11 protein-coding genes are annotated in these 14,517 nt (G+C 58.1%); 2 read left to right on the plus strand and 9 right to left on the minus strand.

Going from position 1 to position 14,517, the window contains the following annotated elements; all coding sequences use genetic code 11:
- Positions 1 to 60: 60 nt before the first annotated feature.
- Positions 61 to 1,707 (minus strand): class I fumarate hydratase FumA, encoded by a 1,647-nt coding sequence (gene fumA, locus ABRZ28_RS13905; RefSeq protein ID WP_319604987.1) that lies wholly within the window; start codon positions 1,705 to 1,707, stop codon positions 61 to 63.
- 120 nt (positions 1,708 to 1,827) lie between these two features.
- Positions 1,828 to 3,339, minus strand: a complete 1,512-nt coding sequence (locus ABRZ28_RS13910) for an anion permease (protein ID WP_319604988.1) — start codon at positions 3,337 to 3,339, stop codon at positions 1,828 to 1,830.
- 688 nt (positions 3,340 to 4,027) lie between these two features.
- On the opposite strand from ABRZ28_RS13910, the gene ABRZ28_RS13915 reads away from it, so the two are divergent.
- Positions 4,028 to 6,805, plus strand: coding sequence for a flavocytochrome c (locus tag ABRZ28_RS13915; protein WP_330520568.1), 2,778 nt, complete (start codon positions 4,028 to 4,030; stop codon positions 6,803 to 6,805).
- A gap of 72 nt (positions 6,806 to 6,877) precedes the next feature.
- A complete protein-coding gene (locus ABRZ28_RS13920) occupies positions 6,878 to 7,843 on the plus strand; it encodes an FAD:protein FMN transferase (protein WP_330520569.1) in 966 nt (321 codons plus the stop codon).
- Here the strand turns inward: ABRZ28_RS13920 and ABRZ28_RS13925 are convergent.
- From ABRZ28_RS13925 to ABRZ28_RS13955, 7 genes are read right to left on the minus strand one after another with little or no spacing between them, the layout of a single operon-like run.
- Positions 7,828 to 8,589, minus strand: a complete 762-nt coding sequence (locus ABRZ28_RS13925) for a phosphate/phosphite/phosphonate ABC transporter substrate-binding protein (RefSeq protein WP_330520570.1) — start codon at positions 8,587 to 8,589, stop codon at positions 7,828 to 7,830. The genes ABRZ28_RS13920 and ABRZ28_RS13925 overlap by 16 nt on opposite strands.
- Before the next feature lie 23 nt (positions 8,590 to 8,612).
- A complete protein-coding gene (locus ABRZ28_RS13930; RefSeq protein WP_330520571.1) occupies positions 8,613 to 9,617 on the minus strand; it encodes an ornithine cyclodeaminase family protein in 1,005 nt (334 codons plus the stop codon).
- Between the two features lie 21 nt (positions 9,618 to 9,638).
- The gene (locus tag ABRZ28_RS13935) at positions 9,639 to 10,592 is read right to left on the minus strand and encodes an ABC transporter ATP-binding protein (RefSeq protein ID WP_136164559.1); all 954 of its coding nucleotides are present in this window, start codon (positions 10,590 to 10,592) and stop codon (positions 9,639 to 9,641) included.
- A gap of 4 nt (positions 10,593 to 10,596) precedes the next feature.
- Positions 10,597 to 11,241, minus strand: coding sequence for an ABC transporter permease (locus tag ABRZ28_RS13940; RefSeq protein WP_330520572.1), 645 nt, complete (start codon positions 11,239 to 11,241; stop codon positions 10,597 to 10,599).
- Positions 11,238 to 11,885: an ABC transporter permease gene (locus ABRZ28_RS13945; protein WP_136164815.1), complete on the minus strand. Its 648-nt coding sequence runs from the start codon at positions 11,883 to 11,885 to the stop codon at positions 11,238 to 11,240. The genes ABRZ28_RS13940 and ABRZ28_RS13945 overlap by 4 nt, the downstream gene beginning before the upstream one ends.
- Positions 11,885 to 13,369, minus strand: coding sequence for an aromatic amino acid lyase (locus ABRZ28_RS13950; RefSeq protein WP_330520573.1), 1,485 nt, complete (start codon positions 13,367 to 13,369; stop codon positions 11,885 to 11,887). The genes ABRZ28_RS13945 and ABRZ28_RS13950 overlap by 1 nt, the downstream gene beginning before the upstream one ends.
- Positions 13,370 to 13,389: 20 nt before the next feature.
- Positions 13,390 to 14,277 carry a glycine betaine ABC transporter substrate-binding protein gene (locus tag ABRZ28_RS13955; protein ID WP_319604995.1) on the minus strand — a complete coding sequence of 296 codons (888 nt, stop codon included), beginning with the start codon at positions 14,275 to 14,277 and terminating at the stop codon, positions 13,390 to 13,392.
- Positions 14,278 to 14,517 lie beyond the last annotated feature (240 nt).

Below are 14,517 nucleotides of genomic sequence, written 5' to 3' on the forward strand. Positions count from 1 at the left end.
CGCCGCCGATAAAAAAGGGGCCAGCCGTTACGGCAAGCCCCTTTTTCGCGTATTTCCGATTTATTTCATGCAGTTAGCGCATTGATTTTGCTGAATCTGCTGGAAGAAATCATTGCCTTTATCATCCACCAGAATAAACGCCGGGAAGTTCTCCACTTCAATTTTCCAGATGGCTTCCATGCCCAGTTCCGGATATTCCACGCATTCCAGGCTCTTGATGCTCTGCTGCGCCAGGACGGCGGCCGGGCCGCCGATGCTGCCCAGATAGAATCCGCCATGTTTATGGCAGGCATCCGTCACCTGCTGGCTGCGGTTGCCCTTGGCCAACATAATCATGCTGCCGCCGTGCGATTGCAGCAGATCGACATAGGAGTCCATACGTCCCGCGGTGGTCGGGCCCAATGAACCGGAGGCGTAACCTTCCGGCGTTTTGGCCGGGCCGGCGTAGTAGATCGGGTGATCTTTAACGTACTGCGGCAGGTCTTCGCCGTTATCGATACGCTCTTTCAGCTTGGCATGGGCGATATCGCGGCCGACGATGATGGTACCGGTCAGCGACAGACGGGTCGAGACCGGATACTGAGACAGCTGGGCGAGGATCGCTTTCATCGGGCGGTTCAAATCGATATGCACCACGTCGCCTTCGCCCTGCTGGCGCAGAGACTCAGGAATATAGCGCGCCGGATTATGTTCCAGCTTCTCGATCCAGATGCCTTCGCGGTTGATTTTGGCTTTGATGTTGCGGTCCGCGGAGCAGGAGACGCCCATGCCGACCGGGCAGGATGCGCCGTGACGCGGAAGACGGATCACCCGGATATCGTGCGCAAAATACTTGCCGCCGAACTGCGCGCCCAGCCCCAGGTTTTGCGCTTCGATCATCAGTTCCTGCTCCAGTTTCACATCCCGGAACGCCTGACCGTGTTCATTTCCTTCGGTCGGCAGGCCGTCATAGTATTTGGCCGACGCCAGTTTTACCGTCTTCAGCGTGCTTTCCGCCGAAGTGCCGCCGATCACGAAGGCGATATGGTACGGCGGGCAGGCCGCGGTGCCGAGCGTCCGCATTTTTTCCACCAGATAGTTTTTCAGTTTATCGGGGTTAAGCAGCGCCTTGGTTTCCTGATAGAGATAGGTTTTGTTGGCGGAGCCGCCGCCTTTGGCGACGCACAGGAATTTATATTCATCGCCGTCCACGCTGTAGAGGTCGATTTGCGCGGGCAGGTTGGTGCCGGTATTCACTTCTTTGTACATATCCAGCGCCACATTCTGGGAGTAGCGCAGGTTGTCTTCGGTATAGGTGTTGTACACGCCGCGGGTCAGGGCTTCTTCATCGCCGCCGCCGGTCCAGACGCGCTGGCCTTTTTTACCCATGATGATGGCCGTGCCGGTATCCTGACAGGTCGGCAGCACGCCTTTGGCGGCGATTTCCGAGTTTCTCAGGAACTGCAACGCAACGTATTTGTCGTTTTCGCTGGCTTGCGGATCGTGAAGAATCGAGGCGACCTGCTGCTGGTGGGCGGGGCGCAGCATAAATGCGGCGTCGTGAAAGGCCTGCTGCGCCAGCAGCGTCAGGGCTTCGGGCTCCACTTTCAGCACCGGCTGACCTTCAAACTCGCTCACGGAGACATACTCTTTGCTTAGCAGGTAATACTCCGTCTCATCTTTGGCGAGGGGGAAGGGGGGTTGATAAATGAATGGCTTATTCGACATTTTTTTCTCACTTAATAATTTATTGCCGCCGTTATTCGGATAATGAGTAGCTGTACTGGCGGCATCTTGTTCGGTGTGACCGTTGCCAGCCCGACGGCACGAGGGGCTGGCTAGCAATTATCAGAACATCATCGACATCCAGGGGTAGCCGATAACCAGCAGGGCGACCAGGAATATTGCACCAAAAATCGTACCCAGGCGCCAATAATCCGCCGCCGGCAGGTAACCACTGCCGTAGTAGATCGGGCTTGGCCCGGTACCATAAGGCGTGATAATCCCCATGATACCCAATGACGTCACCATCAGCAGGCAGAATACCTGCATGTTTATGCCGGGGATGGTCGAGGCGATGGTCAGCATGGCGGGCAACAATGCGGTGGTATGCGCGGTGGTGCTGGCGAACAGATAGTGCAGCAGATAAAACGCGACCAGCAGCACGATGGTGGCGACGTCGGGAGAGATGCCGTGCAGAAGCATGCCGCCTTCCTGACCCAGCCAGCCGATAAAGCCGGTGGAGGACAGGCCGTCGGCCAGCGCCACCAGCGTGCCGAACCAGACAAAGGTATTCCATGCGGCTTTGTTGCCGGTGATATCGCCCCATTCCAGTACGCCGGTCCACAGCATCAGGCCGATAACCAACAGGGCGGCCAGCGCCGGTTCAATCCAGTTGGCGGCGAAAATCCACATCACCAGCGCGCAGCAGACGAACAGCAGCAGCAGAATTTCATTCCGCGACAGTTTGCCGAGTTTTTCCAGCTCCTGGCTGGCCCAGCGCGGCACTTCATCGTTGATTTTGACTTCGGGCGGATATAACCAGTAAGCCAGCAGCGGCATGGCCAGGATCAGCAGGATGCCCAGCGGCAGGAAGGCGAGGAACCAGGTACCCCACGAAATGCTGATGCCCACGGTGCTTTTCACCAATGCCAGCGCCAGCAGGTTCGGCGCCAGCGCGGATAAAAACATGGAGCTGGTGATACAGGCGGCGGTGATCGCGACCCACATCAGGTAGGAGCCGATCTTGCGGGCGCTGGGGTCGTTTGGCTTGGAGCCGTACAGCGGCGGCAGGTTAGCTATAATCGGATAAATGGTTCCGCCGCTTCGCGCCGTGTTGGAGGGGGTGAACGGCGCCAGCAGCAGGTCGGCGAAGGTGATGGCGTAACCCAGGGTCAGGCTGCGGCGGCCGAGATATTTCACCAGAATCAGCGCCAGACGGCGGCCGAACTGGGTTTTATCGTAACCGGCGGCGAACATGAACGCGCCGAAAATCAGCCAGACGGTCGAGTTGCCGAATCCGCTCACCGCCCATTTAAAGGATTGGGAAGCGAGTTTGAATTTGGGATCGGCCAGTTGCTCAGGACTGAACAGCAGCCATTCCCCTCCCAGCGCGATGATGATAAGCCCGGTCAGGCCGATTACCGCCCCGGGCAGCGGCTCGAAGATCAAGCCGACAATAACGCCGACAAAGATGGCGAAGAAGTGCCATGAATAGGGTTGCAGCCCCTCAGGCACGGGAGTTAATAACAATGCCGCGGTAACCACCACCATCAATAACATATATATCAGGTGACTCTTCTTACCGCTTGCGGCTTTTTTAACCTGCGGCGGGTTGATGCTTTTTGATATTACGCTCATTTTGATTGTCTATAAGTAGTTAAGAATTCATTTAGCACGTCGAAAATATTTTCCGGTTTATTTAGTTTTTTAAGTTTATATTCTTAATTAACGGTGAGATTTCGTACGTTATATTTGTCCGTCATAGTCGATAATTTATACGATCTACGGTGTGGGAATGTTTATATAATGCGTTTTTCATATTTATTGCTGTTGATCTTGATCAAGAGATCGCCGTGATATTTTCGGTTTTTGAAATGTGAATGAGAGTGGTTTCTGTATTTTATTTTCACCATATTTGTTCGTTTTTTTTATTTTCCCGGCATGATTTTCATGAGAGAAAATATGACATCAGACTTCTTGTGGATATTGTCGGTATCGGCTACATATTCTGTCGATTTGTCGGGGTCAGTTGTGGCGCGGCTTGTAGCGATGAGATGGGTGAGATTTTTATTATTTTTTATCGAAGTAAACAAAAAGTTGTATTAATTTAATTTTATGTGATCTTTTTTATTTAAAAGTAATGATATTTTAATAAAACGAGTGAAATATCAGCCAGCAAATAATTAATTAACTAAAAATAATGATTTTTAAACTAAATATAAAGTTATATTAGTAAGATGACATCGGTAGCGAATTAAAATCAAGAAAAAATAACCGATAACGAATTCAAAGAATTTGAAATTTTTATATTTTGGAGTTGATTATTATGACCAGTCACAATCGCATACTTAGTCCATTTACCTTCCCAAATGGCACTGAGGTAAAAAACCGTCTTTTAATGGCGCCGATGACCACCTGCACCGGCTTTTATGATGGTTCCGTAACCAGTGAATTGGTGGAATATTATCGGGAGCGCGCCGGTAGTATCGGTACGGTTATTGTTGAATGTTGTTTTATTGATGATAAAGGTCTGGCGTTCCCCGGCGCCATTGGTATCGATCACGACAATAAGATTCCCGGTCTGGCAAAAGTCGCCGACGCCATCAAATCCAAAGGCTCGAAAGCTATTCTGCAAATTTATCATGGCGGCAGAATGGTTGAACCCAAGCTGATCGGCGGTCAGTCGCCCGTCGGCCCGAGCGCCCTCGCCGCGCCGCGCGACGGCGCGCCGACCCCGACGGCCTTAACCACGGAAGAAGTGGAAGGCATGATCGTGAAATTCGGCGAAGGCTTCCGTCGCGCCATTGAGGCCGGATTCGACGGCGTGGAAATCCACGGCGCGAACACCTATCTGATTCAGCAGTTCTACTCGCCGAACTCCAACCAGCGTGACGATGAGTGGGGCGGCAGCCGCGACAACCGGGCCAAATTCCCGCTGGCGGTATTGGATATCGCCCACGAAATGGCGCGTAAATATGCCGACCCGTCTTTCATCATCGGCTATCGTTTCTCGCCGGAAGAAATTGAAGAACCGGGTATTCGCTTTGCCGACACCATGTATCTGCTGGAAAAACTGGCGGCGCGCGGGCTGGATTATCTGCACTTCTCCATGGGGTATACCCTGCGTCCGTCGATCGTCGATACCGCCGATCCAACGCCGCTGATTGATAAATACGTCGCCATGCGTTCCGCAACCCTGGCGAAAGTGCCGGTATTGGGCGTGGGCGGCGTGGTTAACAAAGAAGACGTCGAACTGGCGCTGGAACACGGCTATGACATGGTCGCGGTAGGTAAAGCCTGTATCGCCTATCCGGACTGGACCGATCGCATCGCCGACGATCAGCGGATCGAACTGTTTATCGATCACACCAAGCGTGAAGATCTGATCATTCCGGAACCGCTGTGGCGCTTCTCGCTGGTTGACGCGATGATCCGCGACATGAGTCTGTCGTCGAAAAAATTCAAGCCCGGCGTGTTTCAGGAAAAAGCGCAGGATGACGAAAACGAACTGATCATCAATGTCAGCCTGGAAACCGATCGCATTGCCGATATCGAACTGGATGCGGGCTCCGAACTGGATGTCTCTTTCGTCACCAGCTTCGAGGTTATCCGCTCGCGTATTCTTGATGCCAACAGCCCGCACGTCGACGCCGTCACCGGCGCCACCACCCAAAGTGAAGCGGTGAAAAAGGCCGTTTCCAAAGCGCTGGCGAAATCCTGTAAGGCGCAGATTCTGGAAGAAGGCGGCAACCCTGCTACGCCGCAAAGCTACGACGTTATCGTCGTCGGCAGCGGCGGCGCCGGTCTGGCGGCGGCCATTCAGGCCAGCGACGAAGGCGCCAGCGTGCTGATCATCGAGAAGATGCCGAGCATCGGCGGCAATACCATCAAGGCATCGGTGGGGATGAACGCGGCGGAAACCCGTTTCCAGAGAATAAAAGGCATTGTAGACAGTAAAGAGCTGTTCTATGAAGAAAGCATGAAGGGCGGTAAAAACAAAAATAACCCTGAACTGCTGAAGTGCTTCGTCGAACACGCGCCGCAGGCCATAGAATGGCTGGCGGATCACGGCATCGAGCTGAACGATATCACCATCACCGGCGGCATGAGCATCGACCGTACCCACCGTCCGGCGGACCGTTCCGCCGTCGGCGGCTTCCTGATCAGCGGGCTGACGAAGAACCTCAATACGCGTAATATCGATGTGATGCTGGATACCGCCGTTACCGATATTCTCTATGAAGCCGACGCGGTTATCGGCGTTCAGGCGGTGAACGACGATAATGAAGCCCTGACCATCCTGGCGAAAAGCGTCATCGTCGCCAGCGGCGGCTTCAGCGCCAACCGCGATATGGTCGTACAGTATCGTGCTGAGCTGGATGGCTTCGTCACCACCAACCATAAAGGCGCGACCGGCGACGGCATCGCCATTCTGGAGAAGATTGGCGCCGGTACGGTTGATATGGGCGAAATTCAGATTCACCCGACGGTTGAGCAAACCACGTCCTATCTGGTTTCCGAATCCATCCGCGGCGGCGGCGCCATCCTGGTGAGTCAGGAGGGTAAACGCTTCTTTAATGAAATGGAGACCCGCGACAAGGTTTCGGCGCAGATCATCAGCCTGCCTGAGAAATACGCCTATGTTGTTTTCGACGAGCAGATCAGAACGCAAAACAAGGCCGCCGACGAGTACATCGCTCGCGGATTTGTGATCAGCGCTGACTCTCCGCGCGAGCTGGCCGCCAAGCTGGATATGGATCATCACGCCTTCCTGGCGACGCTGGAACGCTACAATGTTTTTGTCGACAAACAGAACGATGAAGATTTTGGCCGTAAAACCGCGCTGCGCCAGCCTATCAATCAGGGGCCGTTCTACGCCATTCGCATCGCGCCGGGTGTTCACCACACCATGGGCGGGGTAACGATCAACACCGATACCGAGGTGTTGAACGACCAGCAGCAGGTTATTGCGGGCGCCTACGCGGCGGGTGAAGTCGTCGGCGGCATCCACGGCGGTAACCGTATTGGCGGTAATGCCGTCGCCGATATCATCATCTTCGGTATTCTGGCTGGCCGCAACGCGGCATCCCACGCCTTGCGGTAACCGGTGTCGGCCTGTACCTTGGGCGTACCCAGGGTACAGGTTAATGACCTTCATAATTTCAGGTAATCCGCTATGCCGTCAGACGATCGCGTCTATGCTTATTCCGCTGTTTTGATGGGTTCTCCCATTCTTCTTAAGTTATTTGAGCATAACGAAAGTCTGGCCGCGCTGGTCTTCAGACTGATCAAACAGCAGGAAAACCGGCTTACCGTTAACCGGGCGCATTCCGACGTCATGGACGTCAACCATGCCGCCGGCAGCCATCCGGTAGCGGTCAGCCCCTCGGTGTTCAATCTGATTAAGCGCGCCAAAGCGGTAAGCCTGCTGGACGACAGCTGCTTTAACCTGGCTATCGGCCCGCTGGTCAAGCGCTGGAAAATCGGCTTCAACGGCGACAGCGTTCCTCCCGCCGCTGAGCTACAGGCGCTATTGGCGCTGACCAATCCCACCGACGTCATCCTCAACGAACAGCAGCATTCCGTTTTTCTGGCAAAAGCCGGCATGGAGATCGATCTGGGCGCGATTGCCAAAGGCTACATTGCCGATCTGGTCAGGGATTTGCTGCATCAGCACGCTACCCGCCACGCCTTGATCAACCTGGGCGGTAACGTTCAGACGCTCGGCGTACCGCAAGACAGCGGGCTGGATGCCTGGTCGGTCGGGCTGAAAAAACCCTTTTCCGCGCCCGACGATCTGATCGGCGTCATCAATGTGAACAACAAATCGGTGGTGACATCCGGTATTTACGAACGCTACTTTGAGCTGAACGGCCGCTGTTACCACCATATTCTCGATCCGAAAACCGGCTACCCGCGGGATAACGAACTGTTGAGCGTCACCATTATTTCCGACGACTCCATCGACGGCGATATCTATACCACGCTGCTCTACGGCATGGGGGTGGAAAAAGGTCTCGCTTACCTGTCCGACAAGCCGGGAATTGAAGCGATTTTCGTCACCCGAGACCGGCAGGTCATTCTCTCGTCGCAACGTCAGTTCACTTTCACCCTGCTGGATAACAGTTACCTGACGGCGTAAATGGCGGCGCGCTGCGCCAGCAGCTGGTAGTCCTGCGGGTCGGGTACGTTGAAGCCTTGCAACTGTAGCGCGGCAAGCAGCGGGGCGGCTCCGCTGTCGGATGACAAGTCGACGAAGGCGCGTTGCAAGCGGGCCAGCGCGGCGGGCGGCAGCGAGGCCGAGGCCACCAGTAAAGGCATCGGGGCGGGAGCGGTGTGGTCGATTACCCGAACTTTTTCCATCAGCTCAGGCGCATCGTGCGCCAGCAGATCGAAAGCATAGCTGTCCACCGGGCCGATATCGGCCAGGCCGTTGGCGATGGCTTCCACCACGCGGCGCGGGGTAATCAGCGGGCCGACCGTCTGGCGGTATAACCCTTTCCCGCCCGGTTGCCGGTAGGGCAGCAGGTGAAAGCGCAGGGCATGGTAGCCGGAGTACGACTCGCGGTTGGTAAAGGCCAGCCGCCGGCCGAAGGTCTCCGGCAATTGCCGATAGGGCGCGTGACGGGCGACGATCAAACGGCTGCGATAGCTGCCGGGGCCGTCGGCCAGCGAATGCAGCGGAATCGGTACGGCAATGGCCGTCACCGGAAACAGCCCGAGCGCAAACGGCAGGCCGCACATAAATACGCCCGCCAGATCCGGGCGCTGCCACAGCCCCTCCAGCGGAGCCGGCGCGGGGTAGTCAATCACCTTCCCCTCGACGGAGGCGCGGCGATAGACCTCCCGTAGCAGCCTTTTCCAGCCGGTTGCCGCTGCGGGTGTCACCGAGTACATCCGTCCGTTGGCGATCATGCGTAGCGCAACGTCTGGCCGATTCCCAGCTTGCGCGCCTTTTCCAGCATCGCATGGCCGAGGGCGATATCGCTCAGCGACAGGCCGCGATGCCAGAACAGGATGGTTTCATCGTCGTTTTCGCGTCCAGGTTTAACGCCGGCGACGATCTGCCCGAGTTCGGCATGCAGCGTCTCTGCGCTCAGTTTACCGGCTTCAACGTGGGCGCGCAGAGAACCAAACATGCCGCCCTTGCATTGGCCCCAGTCGTCGACCACCATTTTATCCATGATGTCGGTCAGCGAGAGCTCCACCGCGCTCATGGTGCCGTAAGGCACCACCAGCGCGCCGGGCTTGATCCAGGCGGTTTTCAGCATGGGCGTCGGTTTTTCCAGCCGTGAAGCTTCGACGACGATATCCGCATCGCGCACGCAGCTTTCCCAGTCGGCGGTGACGATAATCTTTTTGCCCAAATCCTGTTCCAGCCGTTTAGCAAAGGCGTTACGGCTTTCCGGACGGCGCGAGTGGATGCGGATTTCATCGAAGTCGTACAGGCTGTCCAGCAGGCGTACGTTCCAGTAGGCGGTGCCGCGGGCGCCGATATGGCCAAGTACCTTGCTGTCGCGGCGCGCCAGATGGCGGGCGCCGAGCGCGGTGATCGCCCCGGTGCGCATATCGGTAATGGCCGAGGCATCGACGATGGCCACCGGCATACCGGTGCGCGGATTGAACAAATTAAGCATCGCCATTTCGGACGGCAGACCTAATTGGTAGTTATTCACGTAGTCGCCCACCACCTTCACCCCCGCCAGATTGAGCGGCGCAATATAGCCGCGCAGCACGTTGAAGTGGCCGTTAAACGCCGGATCGGGGATCAGGTGCACGCGGGGTTCGATAACGGTTTGATGCCGTCCCTGCGCCAGCAGGCCGGCGTCGACGGCGGCGAGAATTTCGCTGTCGGTCATCGCCAGTTGCTGAATGTCCGGTCCGTTGAGATAGGTAATATTGACAGGCTGGGTCATGGAATTCCCTTAATCCGGCGCTCAGGCCGCAAGCAGTGTTTGCTGATAGGTAAAAAGCTGCTGACGATTTAACTCCCCCAGCACCCTCTGCTGGTCGTCGCTAATCCGCACCCCTGGCGCGTCGTGGGCCAGCATCAGCGCCAGCGCCTCTTTCAGATTCGCCCGGATGCCGACCGACAGCGGATAGCGGCTCTGTTCACAGGGGGTCATCGCCTTCTCCACCGGCGTCAGCGCCAGCAGCTTTAATGCCGCGTCGCTGCCGATAAACGCGGCAACGAACGCATCGGCCGGGTTGCTGAGGATGGCGGCGGGCGTATCGTACTGGCACAGCGTGCCGTGGCGCATAATGGCGATGCGGTCGCCCATTTTTATCGCCTCGTCAAGATCGTGGGTCACGATCACCACGGTCTTTTTAACCCGTTGCAGGATCTGCTTGAATTCCTGCTGCAAGCGCCCGCGAATCAGCGGGTCGATGGCGCCGAAGGGCTCGTCCATCAGCATCACCGGCGGATCGGCCGCCAGCGCCCGGGCTACGCCGACGCGCTGGCGTTGTCCGCCCGACAGCTCCGCCGGATAGCGGCCGCGATCGGTCGACGGATTGAGGCCGACCAGATGCAACAGTTCATCAATGCGGGCGTCGGTTTTACGGCGATCCCAGCCGAGCAGCCGCGGCACCGTGGCGATATTGTCGGCGACGTTCATATGCGGGAACAGGCCGACATTCTGAATGACATAGCCGATATGGCGGCGCAGCAGTACCGGATCGACGGTGGTAATGTCCGCGCCGTTAACCCAAACGCGGCCCTGAGTGGCGTCTTCCAGACGGTTAATCAGGCGCATGGTGGTGGTTTTTCCGCAGCCCGACGGGCCGATCAGCGCGGTGGTTGAGCCTTCCGGGATATCAAGGGTCAGATTATCCAGCGCTTTCTGTGTTGTTCCGGGATAAATCTTGGTGATATTTTCAAGCTTAATCATCGGTTTACCCTCTGGGAACGTGTTTGAACCAGGTCTTTTCCACCGCGGCGAACAGCAGTTCGGCGCCGATGGCCAACAGAATGATGGGGATCGCGCCGACCAGCAGCCGCGACATATCCATAATGGCGATGCCGGTGGTGACGAAATCGCCCAGCCCGCCGCCGCCGATAAAGGAAGCCAGCGCCGCGCCGCCGATCACCTGTACGGCGGCGGTGCGTACGCCGGCCAGAATGCCCGGCGCCGCCAGCGGCAGGATCACCCGGCGGGTGGTTTGCGCCGGCGTCAGCCCCATCCCCCGCGCCGCGGAAAGGGTGTCTTTATCCACCGACTGAATGCTGGTGCAGGTATTGAGCAGGATCGGCGGCAGGGCGAGGATCACCAGCGCCACCACCGACGGCAGCAGGCCGATGCCTAAAAACGGCAGCGCCGCCGCCAGGATCGCCAGGCTGGGAATGGTTCTCAGCGTACTGGCGATACTGGTGGCGATAAAGGTGGCGCGCGGCGAAGCGGCCACCGTCACCCCGATCGGAATGGCCAGCAGCAGCGAAAAAAACAGCGCCAGTCCGCACATCAGCAAATGCTGGCGCAGCGCGGTGAAAAAGGGGGCCGGATTCGCCGTAATCCATTGCCAGGCGTCGTAGAAAATCATGCGTTCGCTTCCGTACTCGGGGCCAGACGGCGACGGCGCGCCAGGCGCCGTTGCAGCAGCAGAAACAGCGCGTCGACGCCGATGGCCAACAGCGAGGTCAGGGCGCCGCCAATCAGAATTTTTTCCGGGTAGCGCTGGTCCAGCCCGGCGAAAATAATGGCGCCCAGCCCGCCGGCATTGATATAGGCGGCGACGGTGGCGATACCGATAAGCGTGGTGGTGGCGATACGCAGCCCGGTGATAATAAACGGCAGCGCCAGCGGCAGTTCGATCTCCCACAGCATGCGCCGGTAGCCGTAACCCATGCCGCGCGCCGCGTCCAGCACCTCGGGGGCGATGGCGTGAAAGCCGGTGGCGATATTGCGCACCAGGATCATCAGGGCGTAAGCGGTAAGGCCGACAATCGCCGGCAGCGGGCCGATCCCCAGCCACGGAATAAGCAGCGCAAACAGCGCCAGGCTGGGAATGGAAAACAGCATGCCGGTGAGGGTCAGCACCAGCGCATAGGTTTTCGGCCGGCGGGCGCTCCAGACGCCCAAAATCATGGCGATGACGAAGGCGCAGCCGATCGAGACGCCGACCAGAAACAGATGCTGCAATAAGGCGAGGCCGATATCGTCAAGGTGTCTGGGCGCCCAGCGCATCACGCAATCTCCAGCAGCTGTTCGCCTTCGGCCAGCCAGTCGGAGGCGCTGACGGCCGCGGCGAGGTTTTCGATATCGCCGGCGGTGGAGCGATCCTCATCCAGTCCGGCGACCAGGCCGCGCACCCGGGCATGGATAGCCGCGCTGCCGCGACCGAGCGTTATCTCCGTCGCGCCGCGCAAATCGACCGCCTGCGCCGCCACCATCAATTCGATGGCCACCAGATAGCGCAGGCTTTCCACCAGGCGCAGCATTTTTCTGACCGTCGCCATGGACTGCGAGGCGTAATCCTCCACCCTGTCGGCGACCGGTACGGTAATGGCGGACAGCGGGCTGGCGTGGTGAACAATGTCGCTGGTCAGCGCGGAAATGGTTTTTTGCAGCGTGGCAAAGCCGGTTTGCCCGCGGTGCGCGGTGAGGAAGCGCGGCAATCCGCTGGCGTCGGCGGACATCAGCTTCATTATGCGTTCGGCCGCGCAGGCGGCCTGGCGCGCCAACGCCAGCGCCAGCGCGTCAAAGGCCAGCGTCAGATGGGTGGCGTCAAAATTGGCGTTGGCCAACACCAGATCGGCCTCGGCGATCAGCGCCGGATTATCGTCGGCGCTATTCAGCTCCAGCTCGGTGGCTTGCCTGGCGTGGTGGAAGGCCTGATGAACGCTGGCCAGCACCGAGGCGGCGCAGCGGAAGCTGAGCGGATCCTGCAACAGGCGGGCGCCGCCCGGCAGCCTGCGGATATGGCTGGCCCAGGGCGACAGCGGGGAAACATTGGCGCGAAACGCTTCGAACGACAGCGCGATGGCGCCGGCCTGCGCGTTAATCAGCCGGGCGATATCGGCCAGCGCCAGCGCGGCGATGCCGACGCAGGCGGCGTTCGAAGAGACCAGCGCCAGCCCGTCCTTACCCGTCAGCGAGGGCAGCGCGAACCCCACGTCGTCCGCCAGCGCCTGAATGTCGGCCACCCGTCCCTGGTACTCGGCCTGTCCCTCGCCCGCCAGCGTCCGGCCGATATGCGCCAGCGGCGCCAGATCGGCCTCGCCGATCGAGCCGGTCAGCGGCACCAGCGGATGCACGCCAAGGTTCAACAGGCTGAGCAACGCCTGCGCGCTCGGCGGGGAGATGCCGGAATAGCCGGCGGCGATGCCGGCCAGGCGCGCCAGCATCATCGCCCGGACCTGATCGCGGCCGGCGGTCGCGCCGACCCCCACCGCCCGGGCCAGCGGGATGCGCCGCTGTATCTGATGCAGGCGGGCGATATCCTGCCGGCCGTCGGCGCTGTTCAGCACCGCGGTATCCACGCCCGCGCCGAGACCGGTGGTCACGCCGTAGATACGATCGCCGGCGGCAATCCGCCGGTAAAGAAAGGCGAAGCCTTCCGCAATACGCCGTTGCGCCGCCGGGCTGAATGCCACCGGCCGATTTTCTCTGGCGACTTCGACCAGCGTCGCCAGAGTCAATGCCGTATCGCCACCAAGATTAACTGTCATTGCCGCGTTTAACCGGTTGTTTAAGATTTGATGATGCCTTTTTCCCGCAGGAACGCCTGTGCGACGTCGGCGGGTTCTTCTTTGTCTTTCTCTACCGCGGCGTTGAGTCGCTGCATGGTGGCGTTATCCAGCAACGCGCTGACCTTATTGAGTACCGCTTCCGCCTGCGGCTGGGCTTTGAGCGCCTGCTCGCGCACCACCGGGGCGACGAAATAGGGCGGGAAGAGATGCCGGTCGTCGGTTAGCGGCACATATTGACCTTCGGCTATCTGCCAGTCGGTGGCGAAGCCGTTGGCCACGTCAATCTGCCCCGCGGCCAGCGCGTCATAACGCAGGCCGACTTTGGCGAACTGGCGGAATGATTTGAATTTAATGCCGTAGACCTGCTCCAGCCCTTTCAGACCGTCCTGCCGATCGCCGAATTCGGCGCCCGCGCCGATGGTCAGCTGCGGCGCGGCCTTGGCGAGATCGGAGAGCGTTTTCAACTGATATTTTTCAGCCGTGGCCTTGCTGACCAGCAGCGCATAGCCGTTATTCAATTTAGCAGGAGCGAGCCAGGCGAGCTGGTATTTTTCGGCGTAGGTGCTTTTTACCTGCTGATAGACGTTATCCGCGTCGGATGACAACTCCCCTTTAACCACCGCGCTGAGCGCCGTTCCGGTGTACTCGGGGTACATATCGATATCGCCTTTCAGCAACGCGGCGTGGGCAATCAGCGTGCCGCCCAGGTTGATTTTACGCTGCACCGGAATGCCCGCCTGCTCCAGCGCCGAGGCGTAGATCTCCGCCAGAATATATTGCTCGGTGAAGTTCTTGCTGCCGACGATAAAATCAGCGGCCTGAACCGCCGGCGCGACGGCGCTTAATCCGGCGATGAATAACAGTGCCTGTTTAATGGTTGCGCGCATGACTTTCCCTTGTGTGGATATGTAATTTATGTTGTGAATAGATATGTATATACAACTGTGACGCCAACAAAATTATCGATTAAAAATCAATAGGCGGACTATTTCAGAGTGATTTAAATGACGCCGATGTGCCGACATGAGCGGTCAACTAATTCATGTAGGAAAATAGAGCAAAAAAGCCAGGACGGTAAAATTCGTTTTGGATATAAGTTATATCGTAAGGATGATAAGCCCAGCGGG

Source organism: Brenneria sp. g21c3 (assembly GCF_040240345.1).
GTDB lineage: Bacteria > Pseudomonadota > Gammaproteobacteria > Enterobacterales > Enterobacteriaceae > Brenneria.